The organism is Agrococcus sp. AC640b (genome assembly GCF_979255995.1).
On the sequence record NZ_CEEDMM010000008.1, the window covers coordinates 53,773 to 76,474 of the forward strand.

18 protein-coding genes are annotated in these 22,702 nt (G+C 72.9%); 5 read left to right on the forward strand and 13 right to left on the reverse strand.

The window, feature by feature from the left end; all coding sequences use genetic code 11:
• Positions 1-105: 105 nt before the first annotated feature.
• Positions 106-360 (reverse strand): hypothetical protein, encoded by a 255-nt coding sequence (locus ACZ6H8_RS04910; RefSeq protein WP_464145025.1) that lies wholly within the window; start codon positions 358-360, stop codon positions 106-108.
• A 326-nt stretch (positions 361-686) separates the two neighbouring features.
• On the reverse strand, positions 687-2,531 hold the full coding sequence (locus ACZ6H8_RS04915; RefSeq protein WP_464145028.1) for a DUF7507 domain-containing protein: 1,845 nt from the start codon (positions 2,529-2,531) through the stop codon (positions 687-689).
• Between the two features lie 349 nt (positions 2,532-2,880).
• Here ACZ6H8_RS04915 and ACZ6H8_RS04920 point away from each other — a divergent pair, with 349 nt between their 5' ends.
• Positions 2,881-3,522, forward strand: coding sequence for a hypothetical protein (locus ACZ6H8_RS04920; protein ID WP_464145032.1), 642 nt, complete (start codon positions 2,881-2,883; stop codon positions 3,520-3,522).
• A 192-nt stretch (positions 3,523-3,714) separates the two neighbouring features.
• On the opposite strand, the gene ACZ6H8_RS04925 is transcribed toward ACZ6H8_RS04920, so the two are convergent.
• The 7 genes from ACZ6H8_RS04925 to dnaK form a co-directional block, all read right to left on the reverse strand.
• A complete protein-coding gene (locus ACZ6H8_RS04925; RefSeq protein WP_464145035.1) occupies positions 3,715-4,437 on the reverse strand; it encodes a hypothetical protein in 723 nt (240 codons plus the stop codon).
• A 1-nt stretch (position 4,438) separates the two neighbouring features.
• Complete coding sequence (locus ACZ6H8_RS04930) at positions 4,439-5,566, reverse strand: hypothetical protein (RefSeq protein ID WP_464145038.1); 1,128 nt, start codon at positions 5,564-5,566, stop codon at positions 4,439-4,441.
• 74 nt (positions 5,567-5,640) lie between these two features.
• On the reverse strand, positions 5,641-6,417 hold the full coding sequence (locus ACZ6H8_RS04935) for a hypothetical protein (RefSeq protein ID WP_464145041.1): 777 nt from the start codon (positions 6,415-6,417) through the stop codon (positions 5,641-5,643).
• 63 nt (positions 6,418-6,480) lie between these two features.
• Complete coding sequence (locus tag ACZ6H8_RS04940; protein WP_464145044.1) at positions 6,481-6,912, reverse strand: heat shock protein transcriptional repressor HspR; 432 nt, start codon at positions 6,910-6,912, stop codon at positions 6,481-6,483.
• Positions 6,913-6,914: 2 nt separating this feature from the next.
• On the reverse strand, positions 6,915-7,868 hold the full coding sequence (locus ACZ6H8_RS04945; protein WP_464145047.1) for a DnaJ C-terminal domain-containing protein: 954 nt from the start codon (positions 7,866-7,868) through the stop codon (positions 6,915-6,917).
• Between the two features lie 4 nt (positions 7,869-7,872).
• A complete protein-coding gene (locus ACZ6H8_RS04950; RefSeq protein ID WP_464145048.1) occupies positions 7,873-8,598 on the reverse strand; it encodes a nucleotide exchange factor GrpE in 726 nt (241 codons plus the stop codon).
• Between the two features lie 5 nt (positions 8,599-8,603).
• Positions 8,604-10,478, reverse strand: a complete 1,875-nt coding sequence (dnaK, locus tag ACZ6H8_RS04955; RefSeq protein ID WP_464145049.1) for a molecular chaperone DnaK — start codon at positions 10,476-10,478, stop codon at positions 8,604-8,606.
• A gap of 265 nt (positions 10,479-10,743) precedes the next feature.
• Between dnaK and ACZ6H8_RS04960 the strand changes: the two genes are divergently transcribed.
• Together ACZ6H8_RS04960 and ACZ6H8_RS04965 are read left to right on the forward strand one after the other, a co-directional pair.
• Complete coding sequence (locus ACZ6H8_RS04960) at positions 10,744-11,430, forward strand: DUF1345 domain-containing protein (protein WP_464145052.1); 687 nt, start codon at positions 10,744-10,746, stop codon at positions 11,428-11,430.
• A 47-nt stretch (positions 11,431-11,477) separates the two neighbouring features.
• On the forward strand, positions 11,478-12,167 hold the full coding sequence (locus ACZ6H8_RS04965; RefSeq protein WP_464145056.1) for a DUF1345 domain-containing protein: 690 nt from the start codon (positions 11,478-11,480) through the stop codon (positions 12,165-12,167).
• A 20-nt stretch (positions 12,168-12,187) separates the two neighbouring features.
• On the opposite strand, the gene ACZ6H8_RS04970 is transcribed toward ACZ6H8_RS04965, so the two are convergent.
• The 3 genes from ACZ6H8_RS04970 to ACZ6H8_RS04980 all read right to left on the reverse strand — a co-directional run bounded on the left by ACZ6H8_RS04970 (position 12,188) and on the right by ACZ6H8_RS04980 (position 14,334).
• Positions 12,188-12,553: a cupin domain-containing protein gene (locus tag ACZ6H8_RS04970; protein ID WP_464145058.1), complete on the reverse strand. Its 366-nt coding sequence runs from the start codon at positions 12,551-12,553 to the stop codon at positions 12,188-12,190.
• A gap of 134 nt (positions 12,554-12,687) precedes the next feature.
• On the reverse strand, positions 12,688-13,845 hold the full coding sequence (locus ACZ6H8_RS04975; protein ID WP_464145060.1) for a cation:proton antiporter: 1,158 nt from the start codon (positions 13,843-13,845) through the stop codon (positions 12,688-12,690).
• Between the two features lie 6 nt (positions 13,846-13,851).
• Positions 13,852-14,334 carry a cation:proton antiporter regulatory subunit gene (locus ACZ6H8_RS04980; RefSeq protein WP_464145064.1) on the reverse strand — a complete coding sequence of 161 codons (483 nt, stop codon included), beginning with the start codon at positions 14,332-14,334 and terminating at the stop codon, positions 13,852-13,854.
• Positions 14,335-14,547: 213 nt separating this feature from the next.
• Between ACZ6H8_RS04980 and ACZ6H8_RS04985 the strand changes: the two genes are divergently transcribed.
• The gene (locus tag ACZ6H8_RS04985; protein ID WP_464145068.1) at positions 14,548-16,011 is read left to right on the forward strand and encodes an MFS transporter; all 1,464 of its coding nucleotides are present in this window, start codon (positions 14,548-14,550) and stop codon (positions 16,009-16,011) included.
• A gap of 74 nt (positions 16,012-16,085) precedes the next feature.
• Here the strand turns inward: ACZ6H8_RS04985 and ACZ6H8_RS04990 are convergent, their stop codons facing one another.
• Positions 16,086-20,966: a proline dehydrogenase family protein gene (locus ACZ6H8_RS04990; protein ID WP_464145070.1), complete on the reverse strand. Its 4,881-nt coding sequence runs from the start codon at positions 20,964-20,966 to the stop codon at positions 16,086-16,088.
• Between the two features lie 137 nt (positions 20,967-21,103).
• Here ACZ6H8_RS04990 and ACZ6H8_RS04995 point away from each other — a divergent pair, with 137 nt between their 5' ends.
• Positions 21,104-22,660 (forward strand): phytoene desaturase family protein, encoded by a 1,557-nt coding sequence (locus ACZ6H8_RS04995; protein WP_464145072.1) that lies wholly within the window; start codon positions 21,104-21,106, stop codon positions 22,658-22,660.
• Positions 22,661-22,702: the final 42 nt, after the last annotated feature.

Sequence of the window (22,702 nt, forward strand, 5' to 3'; positions counted from 1 at the left end):
CCCTCCATCGTGCATGGTCGCAGACCGTGCCGGGGAGGTCGCTGGCACGTGCGCGAGGGGGGTACGTCGTCGCGCTCCGCGGGCGCTCCGACACGAGGGGGTGCCTCACGCCGGATCCTGCAGCGCCCAGCGCAGCCACCGGTCGTCCGGGCGCTCGTCGACACCGTGCGCTCGAGCGCAGGCGTCGGAGCAGAACACGAAGCCGTGGACCGCGTCGTGCACCCAGCCGCGCTGCCAGAGCGGTTCGAGGAGCGCTGCGATGCTCGGATCCTCGTCGAGCACGTCGTCGAGGTTCGCGCGCGCGACCACCGCGCACGCGCCGCACGCGTCGCAGGCGATCGACATCGCGAAGTTGTCCACGTGGGCCCTCGGCTCAGGAGGCTTGTACCCTCCTGCACCCATGACGAGCGGCGACGGCGATCGTGACGACGCCGCGCCATCCTGCCGCGGAGGCGGGGCGAGCCGACCGCTCGCCCCTCCCTCGCCGCGAGACCCGATGCCGGGTCAGCGTCCTTCGTCGCGACGTCGTCGCCCGTCTCGTGCACCGTGTCGCCGGCTGCCGCGACCGTGACCGAGGACGTCACCCTCGACGACCGACGGCCCTGAGGCTGGATCCGACCCCTTCACGACCTCGTACGCCCCGGAGGGATGCTCGGCCGTGCACGCGTGTGCGCAGCCGGCGCTCGTCACGGCGTTCGCGGCCTCGCACCGCTCGCGCCCGTGACCGTCACCGAGTAGGTGAGCGTCACGACGTCGCCCACGGCGAGGTCCCCGGTCCAGTGCAGGGTTCGCGCGGCCGCGTCGAACGAGAGCGTGCCCGCGGACGCCACGGCATCGGCGCCGAGCGTCGCGTCGTCGAGCACGTCGGAGAGGTCGTCGACGAGCGTCGCGCCGCGCACGGGCCCCGTGCCGGTCTGCGTGATCGTCAGCGTGTACGTGATCGTGTCGCCGAGGGTGACGGCCGTGCCCGACTCGGGGTCGGCCTCCTCGACCTCGTCGCCGCCGACCGGGGTCACGGTGGTGTCCGGCGGGCTCGTGACCGGCGGCTGCGTCGGCGGCACGCCGGTCGCCGTCGCCGTGTTGACGACCTGGCCTGCGACGACGTCGGCCGCGGTGATCGCGTACGCGGCATCGGCGGTGCACGTGACCGAGGCTCCGGGAGCGAGCGTCGCGGGGTCGCACGTCACGCCGATGCCTGCTGCCGCGAGCACGTCGTCGTCGACGACGAGGTCGTCGAGCACCGTCGTGCCGGTGTTCGTGAGCGTGAACTGCCAGAGGATCCCGTCTCCGGCGTCGGTGGAGCCGTTGCCGTCGGCGTCGACGAGCTCGGCGACGGACGTGTCCAACGACAGCGAGGGACGCAGGGGGATGTTCGTGAACGTGCAGTGCACCTCGGCGGCGACGGGGCCCGCTGCGACGTCGACCGAGCCCGTCGTGCCGGTGCCGCTCGCGACCGTCGCGCCGGTCGCCATGTCGACGCACTGCCAGGTCGTCGCGTAGTTCGCGAGGTCCGTCGTGCCGACGCCGACCTCCGTGAAGGTGCCCGCGACGCCGTCCAGCCCGAGGATGGGGCCTGCGACCTCGTTCGCGAGGTCCTGCACGCCGTCGTCGACGCCCTCGGTGGTGCCGACGGAGGCCGTCTGCGACCCCTCGCCAGTCACCTCGACGCGGAACTGGTCCGTCGGCAGGTAGCGACCCTCAGGGAGGTCCTTCTGCACGACGAGGATGTTCGGGTAGGCGCAGCTGGCCATGTCGGCGAGGGAGCCGGGGACGGCCGCCGTGGTCTGCGAGAGGGTCGCACCGGTCTCGGGGGCGACGCGCGTGACGGTCGTGCCTGCACCGATCGCGATGCTGCCGTCGGCGACGACCGCGAGCGACGCGTACTCTCCGAGCCCGCCTGGCGTCTGGGCGATGGGCGTCGCCGCGTACGCGACCGAGCCCGCCGTCGTCGCGATGGGAGCGTCGATGCGAGCGAAGGCGCCGGGTGCGGCGGCGTTGCCGTTCGACACGACGTAGAGGTTGCCGACGGAGTCGAAGGCCATGTCGCCGTTGGCGGCGAGGCCGCTGATGGTGCCGACCTGGCCGATGACGACGTGGGTCGTCGTGTCGAAGGCGTAGAGCGTCCACGTCGGTCCGCCGGTGGCGAAGTAGTAGATGCCGGTCGCCGGGTCGATGGCGCCTGCGATGGTCGCGAAGCTGCCGGGGACGCCTGCGAACGCCTGCGTCGTCTCGGTCTGCGCGTCGTAGCGCAGCACCTGGCCTGCAGTGCGGTCGTAGCCGTACGCGTAGCGGCCGCCACCCTCGCCGATCGCGAGCGCGTTGACCGTGTTGCCAGCCGGGACGGTGAAGGCGCCGTTCGGCGTGACCGCGCCGGTGGATGCCTGCACCCTCGAGATCTGTCCGGCGCTGCTCGTGGCGTAGACCGCGTCGGCGGTGCACTCGAAGCCGGGCTGCGCCGCCTGGGCAGGCGCTGCCGCGGCGGTCGCGAGGGACACGAGGCTGCCTGCTGCCAGCAGGGCTGCGGTCAGCATGCTCGTCCAGCGCCGCGCACGCGGCCTCCCTGGCATGCCGGCAACTCCTGTGGTGGCTACCACGTCAACTCCTCGGTCGAGATCCTGCGGTCCCGACGCCCGTCGCAGCACGGCGGGGCATCATCCGTCACAGAGAGGACGAGGATCCCTCGGGAACGTGACAGCGGCGTGTCGCCGCGGCGACGGGTGCTGGACTCGCGTGAGCGCGATCCCGGCGATGCTAGACGACATGTCGCGCGCGGTCACGAGACGGGGTACAGCGCGTCTGCGAGAGATGCGACCGATCGGGATGCGGCACGGGCGCGGCCATGATCCCGCTCGCGGCTGCGCGCATGGGATCATGGAGTCCATGCCCGACGCGCCAGCGCCCTCCGACGACGCGGCCGATGCACCCATGGCGACGCCGAGAGCACGGATGCTGCTCATCGGCGGCGCCTCAGGCTCCGGCAAGTCGCGTCTCGCCGAGGCGTCGGGGCTGCCGGTGCTGCGCCTCGACGACTTCTATCGCGTCGCCGGCGATCCCGAGCTGCCGTTGCTCGACACCGGCGAGGTCGACTGGGACCACCCGGGCTCCTGGCATCTGCCCGACGCGATCGCTGCGATCGAGCAGCTCGCGACCACGGGTGCGACGAGGGTGCCCGACTACGACATCGCACGCAGCGACCGCGTCGGCTGGCGCACCCTCGCGCTCGGCGACGCGCCCGCGTTCGTCGCCGAGGGCATCTTCGCGAGCGAGGTCGTCGCGCCCGCGCTCGCACGCGGGCTGCTGCTCGACGCCATCGCGGTGCGTCGTCCGCGGGGCACGACGATGGCGTTCCGGCTGCTCCGCGATCTGCGCGAGCGCCGCAAGAGCCCGACGTTCCTCGTACGCCGCGGCCTCATGCTCGCGCGTCGCGAGCCGACGATCGTGCGCGCGCTGACGGATGCGGGATGCCGCCCGCTGCGGCCGCGCGCCATCCGCCGCGAGCTCTCGCGCCTCGCGCCGCGCTGACGATCCACCTCCTCGTCCGGCGGGATCTCGGCATCCCGCTCGAACCGGGCGCACGCGTGCGCTGACCGGAGCGGCTGCCGCACGAACGGCACGGCGCCCGGTGCGCGGAGCACGTCGCCGCGGCGTGCAGCGCGGATGCCTCGGATGCTGCTGCCGATCGACCCTCGGGGTCGACGGCTGCCGCGTCGGCGGTCATCGGGCGCCTCCGGAGCCGAGCGAGGACGGTGGGCCCGGATCGGTCGGAGCGATCGGTGCGGTCTGCGGGATCCACGGTGCGATGCCGCCGTGCGCGACGTCGCTGCGTGCGAGACCGCCGTCACCCTGCCGCGCGAGCACGCGCTGGGTGCGCGCCATCCACAGTCGCGGCCCCGCGACGTAGCCGACGATCGCCGTGAGCAGCGTCGACGTCGCGAGGTACAGCACGATCGCGATGCCGAGGCCCACGCCGCCCGTGAGCAGTCCCAGCGCGGCGGTGACGCCGCTCGCCGCGATGCTCAGAGCCGCCTGCACCACGGTGCCCACCCCGCAGCACCACCACGTGATCGGCCACGCGGCGACGATGCCGGCACGGCGCAGGATGCGCACGCTCGTCAGCACGCCGAGCGCCGCGACGCCCGAGGCGAGCAGGAGGACGACGACGACCGTGACGATCCACGGCGTCGGGTCGATGCTCGCGAGCCAGCCTGCGACGGCGTCCTCGATGCCGTCGGAGCCGGCGACGAGCTCGACGAGGAACCAGCGCGCGATGGCCACGACGACCGCCACGGCCGAGAGCGCGACGACGAGGTTGACGCCCGCCGAGCACAGCGGCAGCCCCCACCCGCCTGCCGCGCGGGCCGCGCGTCGCACGTCCGGCGGCAGCGCCGGCCGTCGCGGCCGCTGCGCGCGCGGCGCACGCTGCACACCCGGCGTCACGTCAGTCGACCCTCGCGAGCTCCGCCGCGTCGGCCTCGAGCGCTCGACGCTCGGCGTCGAGCTCGGCCTGCCGACGCTCGGCCTCGATCTGCGCCCACGTGGGCCGTGGGCGGAAGGCGAGCAGGTAGATCCAGCCGAAGAGCATGCCGACGGCTCCCGTGAGCACGACGCCCACGGCGAGGCCGAGGAACAGCGCACCCCACATCGAGCCGACGGTGAGCGCCGCCGACGACAGGAGGCTCGCGAACAGCCCGGCGATGGCCAGGGTCGGCCACGCGACGACGCCGATCATGCCGCCGATGCCCGTCGTCGTCACGTAGGCGAGCGCGATCGAGCGCTTGATGCCCGCGAGTCCTGCGGCACGGTGCCAGAGCACGCTCGCGACGCAGCCGCCCGCGGCGATGGCACCCGTGACGAGCAGCACGATCACGAGCGTGATCGGGATGCGCTCCGGCTCGGCCCAGAACGCCACGACGTCGGTGAGGCTGTCGGCCTCGAGGGCCTCGATGCCGTCGGTGCCGCCCTCGCCGAACGTGCCCCACAGCAGCAGCACGACGCACGAGGCGACGAGCAGATGGGTCGCGAGCGCGAGCAGCGTCTGGCCGACGAGCGAGCCCAGCAGCGCCGCGCGCGTCTGCACGCGCGTCAGCCTGCGCTTGGGCGGCAGGGGTGGAACCGGGGCGTACGTCGGTGCGTAGCGGGGCGGCGCGTAGCCGGGCGCCGCGTAGCCAGGGTGCGGCGCGTAGCCAGGGTGCGGCGCGTAGCCAGGCGGTGCGTAGCCAGGCGGCGCGTAGCCAGACGGCGCGTAGGCGAGCGGTGCGTAGCCAGGCGGTGCGTAGCCGGGCTGCGGCGCGTGCCCGGGCTGGGGCGCGTAGCCGGGCATCGGCACGGCGCCCGGCATCACGGGACCCGGCAGCGGGGCGGCGGGCCTGGGCTGCACCACGGGCGGTGGGAGCGCTCGCGCTCGTCGTGCTCGCTCACGACGCTCGGCGCGCCGCTCGAGCGCCGTCGTCGGCACGAGGCCGTCGGGTGCGGAGGCGGTGGCGCGACGGCGGCGGGGCGCCGCGACGACGTCGCTGGGCACCGGGGTGTCGCTGCCTGGCGGCGGCGGTGCCTCGAGCTCGCTCACGACGGCGACGCTACCGCCGGTCGCTGGACACGCAGTGAGACGCTGGCTCGCATCGCGTTGGACGTCGCGGCGCGTCAGCGCTCTGCGGCGGCGGGCCGATCGTGCAGCACGCTGCGCATCCACAGCCACACGAGGGCGCCTGTGACGATCGTCGCGATGCCGGATGCGATGGCCGTGAGGGCGATGCCGACCGCGGCGTTGCCGAGCACCTGGCTGACGGTGTCGCTCGTGCCGAACAGCAGGCCTCCGAGCGCACCGACCGTCGCGGTGACGATCGCGGCGACCAGCGAGCCCATCGGCACGGCGACCACCGTGACCATCGCGGGCCGCTGCACGCCGTGCGCGCGCAGCACGAGCACGCTCACCACGAGGCCGGCGACGAGCAGCACGGCACCGACGATCGCGGACGCGAGCGTGAGGCCCGACATGGCGTCGGGGTCGATCGAGGCGAGGGTCGAGTTCGCATCCGACGCGGCACCCGAGCCGGAGACGGCATTCGCGATCACGACGACGATGGTCTTCACGATCGTCGCGAGCTGCCAGATCGCGAGCGGCACGGCCAGCAGCACGAGGCCCGCGGCGACGAGCGGCAGCGCGATGGCGCCGGCGACGACCGCCCCGCGGCGGGCCCTGCGCTCCGGGGTGAGCGGCGTCGGCTGCCGCTGGGCAGCCGCGTCGCGGCTCGTCGCCGTCGCCGCGGGCTCCGCCGATCCCGCGCGAGCCCTGCCTCCACCCGAGGTCGCAGGAGGTGCCGAGACCGGGCGCGCCGGCGCGGCCACGGGCTCGCTCCCGATCGCATCGGGCAGCGGACGGGTCGGCTCTGGCGGCTCGGTCGCGGTGCTGTCGGTCACGGCACCATCATGCACCCGTGCAGCGGCCGATCCGCTGCACGATCGCGCGGCGGATCGTGCGGGTCAGCCGCGGTGCAGCGGACGCCAGACGACGACCTGGTTGCGCTTCGTCGGCCGTGCACCGGCACGGATCGACGTGACGCCCTCGACCCCGGCGGCGAACACGCGGCCGCGGCGGTCGATGACCTGGTCGGCGAGCGTCGCCTCCAGCTCGCGCACACGCTCCCGCAGGCTGCGCACCTCGTTCGACAGATCGAGGATGCGACGGATGCCCTCGAGCGACACGCCCTCCTGCGACAGCAGCTGCACCTGCCGCAGCTGCCCGATGTCGCGCATCGCGTACCTGCGGGTGTTGCCTGCGGTGCGCTGCGGCTGCACGAGGCCGATGCGGTCGTACTGGCGCAGCGTCTGCGGATGCATCCCCGCGAGCTCGGCGGCGGCCGCGATCGAGAAGATCGGGCTCGTCTCGTCGAGCTCCTCCGGGATGCGTCCCACGCTCACCTCGCCTTCGACAGCAGGTCGTCCCTCGGCGACTCGTCGCCGGAGGCCGCCATGAACGCCTCGAGCGACTCGCGCTGCTTGGCGTTCAGGTGCGACGGTACCGCGACCTGCACGGTCGCGAGCAGATCGCCGGGCCCCTGCTTGGAGGCCACGCCCTTGCCCTTGACGCGCAGCACGCGACCCGACGGCGTGCCGGGCGCGACCTTGAGGCGCACGGTGCCACCTCCGACGGTCGGCACCTCGATCGTCGCGCCCAGCGCCGCCTCTGCGAACGTCACGGGCACGTCGACGCGGATGTCGCGGCCCTCCATGCGGAACACGGCGTGCGGCCGCACCTGCACCGTCACGATGAGGTCGCCTGGCTGCCCGTTCGTGATCGACGCCTGCCCCTTGCCCGCGATGCGGATCTTCTGGCCATCGTGCACGCCGGCGGGGATCTTCACGGTCATCGACCGACCACCGACGGTGAGCTTGAGGGTGTCGCCCTGCACCGCAGACACGAAGTCGAGCTGCGCGTTGGCGGTGACGTCGCGGCCCCGCTGCGGCGCGCGCTGCTGGAAGCCACCGCCACCGCCACCGCCGAACATCCCCCCGAGGAGGTCCTCGAAGTCGCCCTGCGAGTACTGCACGCGCGGCCCGCCGCCCTGCCCGAACATGCCGCCGAAGACATCCTCGAAGCCGCCCTGCGCGCCGGGCGCGAAGCGCGGACGCCCGCCCGCCATGGCGCGCACGGCGTCGTACTCCTCGCGCTGCTTCGGGTCGGAGAGCACCGTGAACGCCTCGGAGATCTCCTTGAACCGCGCCTCCGCCTTCGCGTCGTCGGGGTTCGAGTCGGGGTGGAACTTCCGTGCGAGCGTGCGGTACTGCTTCTTCAGGGCCGCGGCGTCGACGTCCTTCGCGACGCCGAGGACCGCGTAGAAGTCCTTGTCGAACCAGTCGTTGCTCGCCATGGGCCTACTGCTCTGCTGGTGCGTCGACGGGCACGAACACCGCCACCTTCGCGGCGCGCACGAGGCGCTCGCCGATGCGGTAGCCGCGCTGCACGACGTCGGCGACGACCATCTCGGTCACCTCCGGGTTCGGCAGCTGCGCGATCGCCTCGTGCACGGCCGTGTCGAACGGCTCGCCCACGACGCCGACGGCCTCGAGGCCGATGCCTGCGATCGAGCCGCGCAGCTTCTGCGCCACGATGGCCAGCGGCGAGCCTTCGAGGTCGCCGTGCTGCTCGGCACGGTCGAGGTCGTCGAGCGCAGGCAGCAGCGCCGACAGCACCGAGGCCGTCGTCGCCGCCTTGTCGGCAGCCCGCTCGCGCTCGACGCGGTTGCGGTAGTTGACGTACTCGGCCTGCAGCCTGCGCACCTCGTCCTGCGCGGCGGCGATCTGCGCGTCGAAGCTCTCCTGCTCGGCGGCGAGGCGCTGGGCCTCGCTCTCGAGCAGCGCGCGATCCTCGACGCTCAGGTCGTCGGAGGACGAGGCGGGGGCGGATGCGGGAGCCTCGGCTCCCGCATCCTGCGCCTGCTGGCCCTCTGCCTGCGCCGCGGCCGCGGCCTCTGCGGCAGCCTGGGCCTCCGCTGGGCTCTGGCGCGCCTCGCCGGTCTCGGGGTCGATGCGCCGCTTGTCGCGGAACACGGGGCCCTCGGGCTCGATCGCGTCGTCGTCGGGTCGGATGTCGTCAGCCATCCGACTTACTTCTTCTCGCTGTCGTCAGCCTCGTCGTCGACGATCTCGGCGTCGACCACGTCGTCGTCGCTCGACGACGGCTGCTCCGGCTGCGGCTGCTCGCCGGCGTCGCCGGCCTGCGGCTGCTGCGCCTGCTGCTGGTACAGCGCCTCGCCCAGCTTCTGCTGCGACGCGGTGAGGGTGTCGAACGCCGACTTGAGCGCCTCGTCGTCGTCGCCTGCGAGCGCCGTCTTCAGCGCGTCGACGTCGGCCTGCACCGACGTCTTGACGTCGTCGGGCAGCTGCTCGGCGTTGTCGGCGAGCAGCTTCTCGACCGAGTAGGCCAGCTGCTCGGCGCCGTTGCGGGTCTCGGCGGCGTCGCGACGCGCCTTGTCGGCTGCCGCGTTCTCCTCCGCGTCCTTCACCATGCGCTCGATGTCGTCCTTCGACAGGCTCGAGCCGCCCGTGATCGTCATCGACTGCTCGGCGCCGGTGCCCTTGTCCTTCGCGGACACGTGCACGATGCCGTTCGCGTCGATGTCGAACGTGACCTCGACCTGCGGGATGCCGCGCGGCGCGGGGGCGATGCCGGTGAGCTCGAACGTGCCGAGCGCCTTGTTGTCGCGCGTGAAGTCGCGCTCGCCCTGGAACACCTGGATCGCGACCGACGGCTGGTTGTCCTCCGCCGTCGTGAACGTCTCCGAGCGCTTCGTGGGGATGGCGGTGTTGCGGTCGATGAGCCTCGTCATCATGCCGCCCTTGGTCTCGATGCCGAGCGACAGGGGCGTGACGTCGATGAGCAGCACGTCCTTGCGCTCGCCGCGCAGCACGCCGGCCTGCAGGGCAGCGCCGATGGCGACGACCTCGTCCGGGTTCACGCCCTTGTTGGGCTCCTTGCCACCGGTGAGCTTCTTCACGAGCTCGGTGACGGCGGGCATGCGGGTCGAGCCGCCGACGAGCACGACGTGCGCGATCTCGTCGACCGTGACGCCCGCCTCGCGGATGACGTCCTCGAACGGCTTGCGGGTGCGCTCGAGGAGGTCGGAGGTGAGCTGCTCGAACTGGGCACGCGTGAGGGTCTCGTCGAGGTTGGCGGGGCCGTTCTCGGTGAGCGAGAGGTAGGGCAGCTGGATGCTCGTCGACGTCGACGACGAGAGCTCCTTCTTCGCCTGCTCCGCGGCCTCCTTGAGGCGCTGGCGCGCGATCTTGTCCTTCGAGACGTCGACGCCCGTCGACTCCTTGAACTTCTTCGTGAGCCACTCGACGACGCGCTCGTCCCAGTCGTCGCCGCCGAGGCGGTTGTCGCCCGCGGTCGAGCGCACCTGGATGGTCGAGAAGTCGTCGTCCTTGCCCACCTCGAGCAGCGAGACGTCGAACGTGCCGCCACCGAGGTCGAAGACGAGGATGAGCTCGTCCTCCTTGCCCTTGTCGAGGCCGTACGCGAGGGCAGCGGCCGTGGGCTCGTTGATGATGCGCAGCACCTTGAGGCCTGCGACCTCGCCGGCCTCCTTCGTCGCCTGACGCTCGGCGTCGTTGAAGTAGGCGGGCACGGTGATGACGGCGTCGGTGACGGGCTCGCCGAGGTACGTCTCGGCGTCGCGCTTCAGCTTGCCGAGGATGCGCGCCGAGATCTCCTGCGGTGTGTAGCGCTTGTCGTCGATCGCGGTCGTCCAGTCGGTGCCGATGTGGCGCTTGACGGATGCGATGGTGCGGTCGACGTTCGTGACGGCCTGGCGCTTGGCCGGCTCGCCGACGAGCGTCTCGCCGTCCTTCGCGAATGCGACGACGGACGGGGTGGTGCGGAAGCCCTCAGCGTTCGCGATGACGGTGGGCTGACCGGCGTCGAGGAATGCGACGACGGAGTTGGTGGTGCCGAGGTCGATGCCGACTGCTCGTGCCATGGTGGCTGCTCCTTGGTTCTGCGGATGTCTGCTGGTCTGCGTGATTCCGGTGGAGGAGCCCGCCGACAACCCCCCATGACTGGCGGCGAACTCGTCCCCCGGAACCGATGCACGGCGGCGACCCTGACTTGAGCCGTGCAGACTCAACCTTGCCCCTTGAGCGGAGTCGTGTCAAGTTCTGGGCGGGTGCTCCGGCTGTGGATCCGCCCAGGATCCGCGGGGCATCGGCAGCGTGCGCCGCACCCCGTCCCGCTACCGTGAGCGCATGCCGAAGGCCCCCTCGAGGATGCACCGCGACGTCGTCCGCCACACGCTCGCCATCGTGCTCGCGACCCTCGTGGCGCTCGTGCTCCTCCTGCTGCTGCTGCTCGCCGATCGCGACATCGAGTACGCGAGCTCGCTGCTCGTCTCGGTCACGCTCGTCTTCGGCGTCTACGGGCCCATCTTCCTGTGGCTGACGCAGCGCGCGTTCGGCGCGCTGGGCGGCGACGCGCTGCGCGACCGGCTCCGCCGCTCCGACGAGCAGCGCACGCTCGTGCGCCTCCTCTTCCTCGGCGGGCCGAAGACCTGGGCCGCGACGATCGTGACCGTCGGCGTCGTGTCGGTCGTGCTCCTCGCGACCGGCGATGCGACGGAGAGCCTCCTGCTGCTCGCGGCCTGCGTGCTCTGCGTCGTGGGCACGTGGATCCTCCTCGTCGCGGTGTTCGCCGTCGAGTACATGCGCGCGTGGGCGAACGACGCCTCCCTGCGCTTCCCCGGTGAGGGCGACCCGACGTTCTCCGACTTCGTCTACCTCTCGGTGCAGCTGTCGACGACGTTCTCGTCGTCCGACGTCGAGCTCGTCGAGACCTCGGCACGCCGACTCGCGACGGTGCACTCCATCGTCGCGTTCGCCTACTCCACGGTGATCGTCGCCGTCTTCGCGTCGCTGCTCATCTCGAACGCGCGCTGAGCCGGGCGCGGAGCCGGGCGCCGCTCGCTGCGGATACGGTTGCCCGCATGGCACGCGGCACGAAGCAGACGCATCGCGAGGTCGTGCGTCACTCCCTCGCGACCGTCGCGGCCATGGTGCTCGGCGTCGGTGCGCTCGCCCTGCTGCGCGCGAGCGCCGGCGTCGACCTCGAGGAGGGCACGCTCTCGACCGCGTTCCTCGCGATCGGGTTCGGCCTCTACGGACCGATCTTCCTCGGCATGACGGTCGTCGCCTTCCGCGGCCTCACGGGCGACCGGCTCCGAGCGCACCTCGTGCGCTCGGACGAACGCAGCCGCGTCGTGCGCTTCCTCTTCCTCTCGGGACCGTGGTCGTGGGCGAGCATCGTCGTGTTCGTCGGCGTGGCATCCGTCGTGCTGCTCGCGACCGGTGACCTCGACGGCAGCATCTGGCTCGTCCCCATCTGCGTGCTCGGCGTCGGCGGCACGTGGGTGCTCATGGTCGCGGTGTTCGCCGTCGAGTACATGCGCTCGTGGGCGAACGACGACTCCCTCGTGTTCCCGGGCGACGAGCCGCGCACCCTGCGCGACTTCGTCTACCTCGCGGTGCAGCTGTCGACGACGTTCTCCTCGTCGGACGTGCAGCTCGTGCGCGGCTCGGTGCGCGGCCTCGCGATCGTGCACTCGGTCGTCGCGTTCGCCTACTCGACGGCGATCATCGCGGTGTTCGCCTCGCTGCTCATCTCGATCGCGGCCTGACCGCTCGACGCGCCCAGGCGTCAGAGCTCGCGTGCCTCTACCGTGCGCTCGCCGCCGGCGTCGCCCGTGTTCACGGTGCCGACGCGCTCGATGAGGATCGCCTCCACCGGGTCGTCGGCACGCGGGCAGTGCTCGACGCCGGCAGGGATGACGAAGAGCTCGCCCGGGCCGAGCGTCACGTCGCCGTCGCGCAGCTGGATGACGAGCGTGCCCGAGCGCACGACGAACAGCTCGTCGGAGTCGGGGTGGCTGTGCCACACGAACTCCCCCAGCAGGCGCACGACCTTCACGTCCGCGTCGTTCACGGTCGCGAGCCGATGCGGCTGCCACGGCTCGGCGACGACGTCGAATGCTGCGGCGATGCTGCGCACCTGGCTCTGGCTCATGCATCCATGATGCGCCTGCGTCGCCACCGCCGCGCCGACCCTCTGCGACCCGCTCCACGATGAGTGGTCGCGGGATGTCGCGATTCGGCCAGCACCGGCGCATCGAGCGACCGATCGACACCGGGGCCCTCCGGCTACGCGAGGGCCTCGTCGCGACGCGGCGCACGCACGATGAAGCGCGCGAGCAGCGGGCCCGTGATCGCCAGGATGAGCACGTAGCAGGCCGCGAGCGGCCCGAGCTCCGGGAAGCCGGCACCCACCGCGAGCGCCGCGATGATGATCGAGAACTCGCCGCGCGCGATGAGCGTCGCGCCCGCACGCAGACGCCCCTTCACGAGCACGCCGTCGCGCTTCGCCGCGAGCCACCCCGTGAGCATCTTCGTGCTCGCGGTGACGACGGCGAGCAGCAGCGCCGCAGGCAGCACCGGCAGCAGGTCGGCCGGCACGATCGGCAGCCCGAACGACAGGAAGAAGATCGCAGCGAACAGGTCTCGCAGCGGCGAGAGGATCGCCCGCGCACGCTCGGCGATCGACGGCGGCACCGCGATGCCCACGAGGAACGCGCCGACCGCAGCGGATGCGCCGAGCAGCTGCGTGAGGCCGGCGACGAGGAGCGTGATGCCGAGCAGCCGCAGCAGCACCTGCTCGTCGCTCGGATGGCTCAGCAGCCAGCGGATGCCGCCCGACGCTCGCTGCGAGGCGACGAGGATCGTCGTCACGGCCGCGAGCGCCAACGCGACCGCGCCGAGCGCCTGCCACCACGCGGCGCCCGTCAGCACCGCGATGAGGATGGGCAGGAAGATCGCCATCGCGATGTCCTCGATGACGAGGATCGACAGCACCGCCGGCGTCTCGCGGTTGGCGACGCGGCCGAGGTCGGTCAGCAGCCGGGCGACGATGCCCGACGACGACACCCACGTGATGCCGGCGAGCGCGAGCGCCGCCTGCCACGGCATCCCCAGCACGAGCCCGATGACGAAGCCGGCCGACGCGTTGAGCAGGAAGTCGATCGCACCCGACGTCGAGTGCCGCTTGAGCGACTGCCCGAGCTCGCCCGCGGTGAACTCGAGCCCCAGCATGAGCAGGAGCAGCAGCACGCCGATCTCGGCGGCCGGCTCGATGAACGGCTCGGCGGCGGCGAGGTCGACGCTCGACCCCGCGCCGACGAGCAGCCCCGCGAGCAGCATGAGCGGGATCGGCGAGATGCCGACGCGATGGGCGATGAGCCCGAGCACCGAGATGCCGAGCACGACGGCTCCGAGCTCGAGGAGCAGGGCGGAGATGTCGTGCACGCGCGCCTACCCGGTCTGCAGGCGCGTGCGGAGCTGGTCGAGCCCTTCCTTGGAGCCGATGGCGACGAGCGAGTCGCCTGCCTGCAGCAGGTCGGTGGGCGTCGGCGCTGCGATGACGTCGTCGGCGCGGACGATCGCGACGATCGAGCAGCCGGTGAGCGTGCGCGCGCGGGTGTCGCCGAGCGGCCGGGCGACGAAGGGGGTGCCCGCCTCGACGAGCAGCCGCTCCGTCTCGAGACCGGGGATGGCCTTCGTCACGTCGGCCATCGACTGGGTGATGCGATGCGCGCCGAGCACGTCGGTGAGCGCGTCGATCTCCTCCTCGTCGAGGTGCAGCGCGAGGCGCACGTCGTCTGGGTCGTGCTTGCTGGAGATGCAGAGGTCGGCGGGTCCCTCGCGATGCACGACGACGCTGACGGGCACGCCCTTGCGCGTCGTCATGTCGTATCGCACCCCCACGCCGGGGAGGAGCGTCTGCGTGATGTCCACGTGTGGAGCATGCCACCATCCACCCCGACCATGTGCGTTTCGCAGGCGATCAGGGGTGGCCGAGGGAAGATACCCCTCGGACCCCCGCGATCGCCTGCGAAACGCACATCTGGGGGGCGCGCCGACGATGGGCGGAGGGGCTCGGCGAACGGTGGGTGAACGCCGCCGCGTCGGCACGCTTCGCGTGCAGGCACCCGACCTATGCTCGGGACCGTGAGCATCGCCGACGTCGACGACCGGATCCTGCGCAAGCGCGCACGCGCGTGGGCGCTGTGGGACTGGGGCTCCGCCTCGTTCAACGCCGTCGTCACGACGTTCGTGTTCAGCCGCTACATCGCCTCCGACCTGTTCGTCGACCCCGCGATCGCGGAGGCGGGCACCGAGACCGAGACGTTCACGCCGTCGCCAGATGGCGTCGCCGCCCTCACGAACGCCCTCGCCGACAACGCCGCCGTCGTCGCGTGGGCGATCGCGATCGCAGGCGGTCTCGTCGCGCTGCTCGCGCCCATCCTCGGCCAGCGCTCCGACGGCTCGGGCCGCCGCAAGCTGTGGCTCGCGATCAACACCGGCCTGGTCGTCGTCGCGATGCTCGCGATGTTCCTCGTGACGCCGGTGCCCGAGTACATCTGGCTGGGAGCGGCGCTGCTGGGCGTCGGCAACCTGTTCTTCGAGTTCGCCTCCGTCAACTACAACGCGATGCTGCACCAGGTCTCCACGAAGGAGAACATGGGCCGCGTCTCGGGCTTCGGCTGGGGCATGGGCTACGTGGGCGGCATCGTGCTGCTGGCCATCCTGCTCGTGCTGTTCCTGTTCCCGTTCGGCGACCCCTCGACGAACGGCCTGCTGCAGATCCCGACCGGCACCGACGGCGATGCGCTCGACGTGCGCCTCGCGATCGTCATCTCGGCCGTCTGGTTCGCGATCTTCGCGATCCCCGTGCTCGTCGCCGTGCCCGAGCTGCCCGCGAAGGCGCGCGGCGAGCGCGTGAGCGTCGCCGAGTCGTACCGGCGGCTGTTCCGCACGATCCGCGCCATCGGTCGCCGCAACCCGAAGACGCTGCTGTTCCTCGTGTCGAGCGCGATCTTCCGCGACGGCCTCTCCGCCATCTTCACGTTCGGCGCGATCATCGCCTCGACGGTGTTCGGGTTCACCGCCACCGAGGTGCTGCTGTTCGCGATCGCAGCGAACGTCACCGCCGGAGCCGGCACGTTCGTCGGCGGATGGGCCGACGACCGCTTCGGCCCCAAGGCCGTCATCATGACGTCGCTCATCGTGCTGTCGACGGCGGGCATCTCGGCGATCTTCATCGAGGGCAAGGCGGCGTTCTGGGTCGTCGGCCTCGTGCTGACGGTCTTCGTCGGACCGGTGCAGGCGTCGGCCAGGTCGTTCATGGCGCGCATCACGCCGCCAGGACGCGAGGGCGAGATGTTCGGCCTGTACGCGACGACGGGGCGCGCGGTGTCGTTCCTCGCGCCGACGCTGTTCGGGATCTTCGTGACGATCTTCTCCGACACCCGCTTCGGCATCATCGGCATCGTGATCGTGCTGCTCGCGGGCCTCGCGCTGCTCATCCCCGTCTCCCCGAAGCCCGTCGCGATCGACGACGGCGACGTGGATGCGTTCGCGGGCGACGCGGCGCCCACGCCGCCGCTGCGCGGAGATGGGCCCGCGCGCTGACCCGCGCTGCCGACTCGCTCCCGACCGTCACCTCGTGCACGCCGACGCGCGCCGCCTGGCGACGCGGTCGCCCGTCACACCTCGAGCGTCGCGAGCTCCCGGTCTGGGTTGCCGAAGCGGTGCGCCGTGATCGACACGGCCTGCTCGCGCAGGAACGGCATGAGCTCGAGGCGCCCCTCGACCGTGATGGGCGCGTCGTAGACGGCGATCGTCGGGTTGCCGGCCAGCAGGGGCCGCAGCCCCGCATCGGAGCCGCACAGGCGGATGCGTCTCGTCGGCTCGCCGGAGCGCACGAGCCCATCGTGCGCCTCGTGCCCGCGCTCGTCGAGCGCGGGAGGGTCGACGGGTGCGACGGCCGCGCCGGAGCGCAGCCGCTCGTGGAAGGCCGCGTCGGACTCGACGACGATCTCCTCGACCCGCAGCACGGGTCCGTGTGCGCGCACGAGCCGCTCCAGCGCGGGCGGTAGGGCGTGCGCCGACGAGATGCGCACGGTCGCGCGAGCCCTGGCGGCGGCGGCGAGCACGCGCACGAGCTGCCCCATCGTGCCGTCGTCGGAGAGTCGCACGAGCGTCTGCGTCGGCCGGTAGCGCAGCACGTTGCGCTCGACCTCGAGCGCCGACACGTCGAGCGACCGACCGAGCTCGGCCTCCCACGCCCGCTGGTCGCTGTTGGCGCCGGCGCGGATGCGATCGAACTCGAGGAAGTCGAGCTGCGGCGTCGCCGACTCGATGAGGTTCGACACCCGCTGGTGCAGGCCCGCGAGCTTCACGTTCTTGCGGGGAGGCTGGAACACCGGCTCCCAGTCGACGAGCGTCGCCAGGTAGTTCGGCCCGCCCGCCTTCGCGCCCGGGCCCACCTGCGACAGCCGCCAGCCGCCGAACGGCTGCCTGCGCACGATCGCGCCCGTGATGCCACGGTTCACGTACAGGTTGCCGGCCTGCACCCGCTGCATCCACTCGTGCACCTCGTCGACGTCGAGCGAGTGGATGCCTGCGGTGAGGCCGTAGTCGGTGCCGTTCTGCACGGCGATCGCCTCGTCGAGGGTGCGCACGGCGATGAGCGACAGGTGCGGGCCGAAGAACTCGGTGCGGTGCGTGAACGAGCCCGGCTGCACGCCCACCCGCACGCCTGGGCTCCACACGCGGCCCTCGGCGTCGAGCTGGCGCGGCTCGACGAGCCACGACTCCCCCTCGCCGAGCGTCGTGAGCGCCTCGAGCAGCCGGCCCGATGCGGGCTCGATGATGGGGCCCACATGCGTGCGCGGGTCGAGCGGCGTGCCCACGCGCAGCGTCTGCACCGCGTCGACGAGCTGGCGACGGAAGCGCTCGGAGGTGGCGACGGAGCCGACGAGGATGCCGAGCGACGCGGCCGAGCACTTCTGCCCGGCGTGCCCGAACGCGCTGCGCACGAGGTCGGAGACCGCGAGGTCGAGGTCGGCGGAGGGCGTGACGACGATGCCGTTCTTGCCGCTCGTCTCTGCCAGCAGCGGCAGGTCGGCGCGCCACGACGAGAACAGCGCGGCAGTCTCGGACGAGCCGGTGAGGATGACCCGTCCGACGGACGGGTGGGCGATGAGGTGCTTCGACACCTCGCCCTCCTCCATGTCGCACAGCACGAGCACGTCGCGCGGCACGCCCGCCTCCCACAGCGCCTCCAGCAGCACGGCCGCCGTGCGCCGCGCCTGCGGTGCGGGCTTCACGATCACGGCCGAGCCGGTCGCGAGCGCGGCGGTGATGCCGCCTGCGGGGATCGCGACCGGGAAGTTCCACGGCGGCGTGACGACCGTGAGGGCGACGGGCACGGGCCTCGCGTCCTCGAGATCCTCGAGCCGCACGGCCTGATCGGCGTAGAAGCGAGCGAAGTCGATCGCCTCCGACACCTCCGGGTCGCCCTCCGCGAGGGTCTTGCCCGTCTCGGCGGCCATGATCTCGAGCAGCCGGCCGCGGTAGGCGCCGAGCGTGACGGCGGCGTCGCGCAGGATGCGGGCGCGGGCGTCGGCGCCGCGTGCGGCCCACTCGGCCGCAGCCTCCACGGCCTTGCCGATGCGGCGCTCGAGGGTGGGGACGTCCTCGATGCGGTTGAGCTCGAGCGTGCGGGTGCCGAGCGTCGACGACGCCGCGCGCTCGAGGATCCGCCTGCCCCACGCACGGTTGGCCGCGAGCGACGCGTCGGTGTCCGGCTCGTTCTCGAACCCGGCGTCCTGCACGGGACCGACTGCGACGGCGAGGTCGCCGGAGCGATCCTGGATGCGGTTCGGGCTCGGCGGCGCGAACCCCTGCTCGTGCAGCAGCGCGATGGATGCGAGGAACCGGTCGCGCTCGCGCAGGAAGACGTCGAGGTCGGTGCCGAGCTCGAACATGCCCGACATGAAGTTCTCGCCGGAGCCGTTCTCCTCGAGCCTGCGCACGAGGTACGCGACGGCGGCGTCGAACTCCTTCGGCCGCACGACGGGCGTGTACAGCAGCACCTCGGGCACGTCGGCGCGGATGGCGTCGATGTGCTCGGCAGCCATGCCCAGCAGCATCTCGACGTCGATGGCGCGGATCGTGCCGGTGCGCTGGGCGATCTCGACCGCGAAGGCGAGGTCGAAGAGGTTGTGGCCCGCCACGCCGATGCGCACGGCGCGCGTGCGCTCCGGCGTGAGCGCGGCGACGAGCACGCGCTTGTAGTTCGCGTCGGTGTCGGCCTTCGACGGCAGCACCGCGAGCGGCCAGCCGTGCACGGCGGCGTCGACGCGCTCCATCGCGAGGTTCGCGCCCTTGACGACGCGCACCTTGATGGGGGCGCCACCCGCGTCGACGCGCGCCTGCGCCCAGGCCGTGAGCCTGTCGAGCGCGGAGCATGCGTCCGGCAGGTACGCCTGCAGCACGATCCCGGCGTGCAGACCGCGCAGCTCGGGCCGGTCGAGGATGCGCTGGAACACCGCGATCGTCAGGTCGAGGTCGCGGTACTCCTCCATGTCGAGGTTGATGAACGTCGGCGCCAGCCCGCCCGGACCCTGCTGCGTCGCCGCCGTGCGGTACAGCGGCAGCAGGCGCTCGACGACGGCCGAGACCGTCTCGTCGAACGACCACAGCTGCAGCTGCGGCGCCATGCTCGAGACCTTGATCGACACGTAGTCGACGTCGTCGCGCTGCAGCAGCTCGAGGGTGCCGCGCAGGCGGTGCTCGGCCTCCTGCTCGCCCAGCACGGCCTCGCCCAGCAGGTTGACGTTGAGCCGCGTGCCGTCCGCACGCAGGCGCGCGAACGACTTCGTGAGCCGCTCCGGCGTCGCGTCGAGCACGAGGTGCGACACGAGGGAGCGCATCGCGCGCTTCGCGATGGGGATGATAGCGCCGGGGGCGAGCACGCCGAAGCCGCCGCCCATCGTGACGCCGAGCTTGAGGTACCAGTCGAGGAAGTCGGGCAGCTCGCGGCTGAGCCTGTCGAACGCGCGGGCCGAGACGGCGGCGTCCTCCGGACGCACGACGCGGTCGACGAAGCCGATGGCGAAGTCGAGGCCGCGCTCGTCGGCGAGCAGCCCAGCGAGCCGCTCCGCCGACCGGTCGCGACGCCTGGGCTGCTGGCCCTCGCGCGCGAGCCAGCCGCGGACGCGGTGGATGGCCGCCTGCGCGACCTCGTCGTCGGTGTCGGGCTCGGTGGGCTGCAGGATCGCGGCGCGCGCGGCCGCTGCCGGGTCGGCGGGCGCCTGCGGATGCGGGCCGGGCTGGGGCGTCGACGGCACGGGGCCGGTCGCGCCCAGCGGGGGCACGGGCCCTGTGGCCGCCAGCGGCGGCACGGGTGCGGTGCTCGTCGGCAGCGGCTGCTGCATGCCCGCGTCGTGCACGCCGCTCCACTGCGCAGCGAGCAGGTGGGGGTCGGTCGCGACCGGATGCACGGATCCGACGGACGCCGCAGCGTCGTCGGGCGTCGGCCGCTGGTGCGAGAGGTCGGTGGCACCATCGCTCGGGGGCTGCTCGTCGGCGCCTGGGCCCGCTGCGGACGCTGGCTCGACGGACTGGAACCCGTTGCCGGGCTCGACCTGCAGCACGGGGTCGACCTCGAGCGGCTCGACCTGCGCCGTGCGGGCGATCGCATCCCAGCCGGGTGCGGAGCCGTGGGCGTGGGCGGAGGCCGACAGCATCCATCCGCGCGGCTCGGCGACGGGTGCGCCGTCGTCGACGATCGGCGCGTCGTCGGTGGCGGGCTCGTCGTCCGACCGGGGCTCGTCGGCGGCGACGGGCTCGTCGGCGGCGACGGGCTCGTCGGCGAGCGCCGGCTCGTCGTCGGACAGCTTCCAGCCGACGCGCTCGGTGCCGACGTCGGCGGGCGCCGCAGCGAGCGGCTCCGCGGTCTCGACGGGCTCGACGACCTGCCAGTCGCGCTCGCCGGGCTCGGCGACGACGTCGGCGCGCGCCGCCTCCCCCGCGACCGTCCACGGATCGCTGTCTGCGCCCGGTGCCGCTGCATCCTCCGGCTCGTGGGATGCGGTCACGGGCTCCGGCGTGGATGCGATGGGGTCCCAGACCTCGCTGGGAGGCTGCGCACCCTGCACGGGCAGCACGCGCGTGGGCGGGTCGGCCGGCTCGTCGTCGTCGAGCCAGAAGGGCTCCTCCGCCACGGCGGCGCGTGGCGCCTCGCCGGTGAGGACGGGCGGTGTGGCCGGCGGGACGACGGGCATCGGCGACGCGTCCGTCGGCGTGGCGGGCGCGGAGACATCGGCGACGGGCACCTCGCCGGTGCGCGGTGCGTGCTGCTCGTCGAGCACCTCGAGGTCGTCGCCGAACAGCTCGTCGAGGTCCTCGATGCCGCCCGTGTCGTTCGCGGCGACCGACGATCGCTGCGAGTCGTCGTCGCGCCCCGCACCGTCGACCGGCTGGGCCTCGGCCTCGGCTGCGAACGCGTCCGCATCGGCCGCGCCCGCCCGAAGGATCTCGTCGAAGTCGGGTGAGTCGCCGCGCGGGGCATCCGTCATGCGCCCATCGTACGCAGCGCAGCCCTGCCCTCCTCCGCCTGCGAGCGGCGTGCCGGGCACGCCGGTCGCTCGCGGTGCACGCGGATGCGGGCACGGGATGCGGACGCAGCGCACGCGCACCGCGCTACGGTCGCCCTGTGACCGCGCACGCTCCCCGCACGGCCCGCGTCGCCGTCGTCGGCGGCGGGCACAACGCCCTCGCGGCCGCCGCGTACCTCGCGCGCGCCGGCGTCGACGTGACGGTGCTCGAACGGCTCGAGCAGGTCGGCGGCGCCGCCGTGTCGGCGCAGGCGTTCGACGGCGTCGACGCTCGACTCTCGCGCTACTCGTACCTCGTGAGCCTGCTGCCGCAGCGCATCCTCGACGACCTCGGCATGCGCGTGCCGCTCGCTCGCCGCAGGTACTCGTCGTACACGCCCGTGCCAGGCACCGACGCGGGCCTGCTCGTCGACGAGCGCGACGCGCAGGCGACGCGCGCGTCGTTCGCGGCGATCGGCGCGGCTGGCGACGCCGACCGCTTCGCCGCCCTGTACCGCCGCACCGCGCTGCTCGCGCAGGCGGTCTTCCCGACGATGACCGAGCGACTGCCGCTGCGCGCCGACGTGCAGGCTCGCGCAGGCTCCGAGTCGGCCTGGGCGGAGCTCGTGGAGGCGCCGATCGCGCAGGCCATCGAGGCCGCGGTCGCGCACGACGTCGTGCGCGGCGTCGTCGCGACCGATGCGCTCATCGGCACCTTCGACTCCCTGCGCACGAGCCTCGCGGGCAACCGCTGCATGCTCTACCACGTCATCGGTGGCGGCACGGGCGACTGGGACGTGCCGATCGGCGGCATGGGGCGTGTCTCCGGTGGCCTCGCGGATGCCGCACGAGCAGCCGGCGCGCGCATCCGCACCGCTGCGACCGTCACGGCCGTGACGCCGGACGGCGACGTCGAGTGGGTCGAGGGCGACGCCGAGCACCGCGACGGGTTCGACCTCGTGCTGTCGGGCGTCGCGCCCGAGGTGCTCGCACGCCTGCTCGGCGAGGACGCCGCGCATCCCGAGGGCGCGCAGGTGAAGGTCAACATGGTGCTGTCGCGGCTGCCGAGGCTGCGCGGCGGCATCGCCGCGGAGGCGGCGTTCGGTGGCACGTTCCACGTGCACGAGTCGTGGACGCAGCTCGGCGACGCGCATCACGCGGCCGCTGCCGGCGTCGTGCCCGATCCGCTGCCGTGCGAGCTGTACTGCCACAGCCTCTCCGACCCGTCGATCCTGGGCGCCGAGCTGGCCGCATCCGGCGCGCACACGCTCACGGCGTTCGGGCTGCAGACGCCTGACCGGCTGCTCGACGGCGCCGACCGCGACGGCATGCGGCAGGTGCTGCAGGACGCCGTGCTGCGCTCGCTCGACTCGGTGCTCGACGAGCCGATCGCGCCGCTGCTGCTGCTCGACGCGCACGGCAGGCCGTGCATCGAGACGAAGACGACGCGTGATCTGGAGGACGCGCTGGCGATGCCGGGCGGCGACATCTTCCACGGCGCGCTGGCATGGCCGTGGCTCGACGAGACGCCAGGCTCGGTCGCCGAGGCGTGGGGCGTCGAGACGCGCCACGAGCGCATCCTCATGGCCGGCGCGGGTGCACGCCGCGGTGGCGCGGTGTCGGGCGTCGGCGGCCACAACGCCGCGCACGCGGCGCTCGAGCTGCTGCGTCCCTGACGGCCCCGTGCCCGCCGCGGCGGCCACCACCCGCTCCGTGAG

Excerpts from the sequence above, each read along its gene's own strand:
- ACZ6H8_RS04920 (WP_464145032.1), top strand. The coding sequence starts at position 2,881 with ATGCCCGACGCGCCAGCGCCCTCCGACGACGCGGCCGATGCACCCATG.
- ACZ6H8_RS04945 (WP_464145047.1), bottom strand. The coding sequence starts at position 7,868 with ATGGCGAGCAACGACTGGTTCGACAAGGACTTCTACGCGGTCCTCGGC.
- ACZ6H8_RS04990 (WP_464145070.1), bottom strand. The coding sequence starts at position 20,966 with ATGACGGATGCCCCGCGCGGCGACTCACCCGACTTCGACGAGATCCTT.
- ACZ6H8_RS04970 (WP_464145058.1), bottom strand. The coding sequence starts at position 12,553 with ATGAGCCAGAGCCAGGTGCGCAGCATCGCCGCAGCATTCGACGTCGTC.
- ACZ6H8_RS04950 (WP_464145048.1), bottom strand. The coding sequence starts at position 8,598 with ATGGCTGACGACATCCGACCCGACGACGACGCGATCGAGCCCGAGGGC.
- dnaK (WP_464145049.1), bottom strand. The coding sequence starts at position 10,478 with ATGGCACGAGCAGTCGGCATCGACCTCGGCACCACCAACTCCGTCGTC.
- ACZ6H8_RS04915 (WP_464145028.1), bottom strand. The coding sequence starts at position 2,531 with ATGCTGACCGCAGCCCTGCTGGCAGCAGGCAGCCTCGTGTCCCTCGCG.
- ACZ6H8_RS04965 (WP_464145056.1), top strand. The coding sequence starts at position 11,478 with ATGGCACGCGGCACGAAGCAGACGCATCGCGAGGTCGTGCGTCACTCC.
- ACZ6H8_RS04960 (WP_464145052.1), top strand. The coding sequence starts at position 10,744 with ATGCCGAAGGCCCCCTCGAGGATGCACCGCGACGTCGTCCGCCACACG.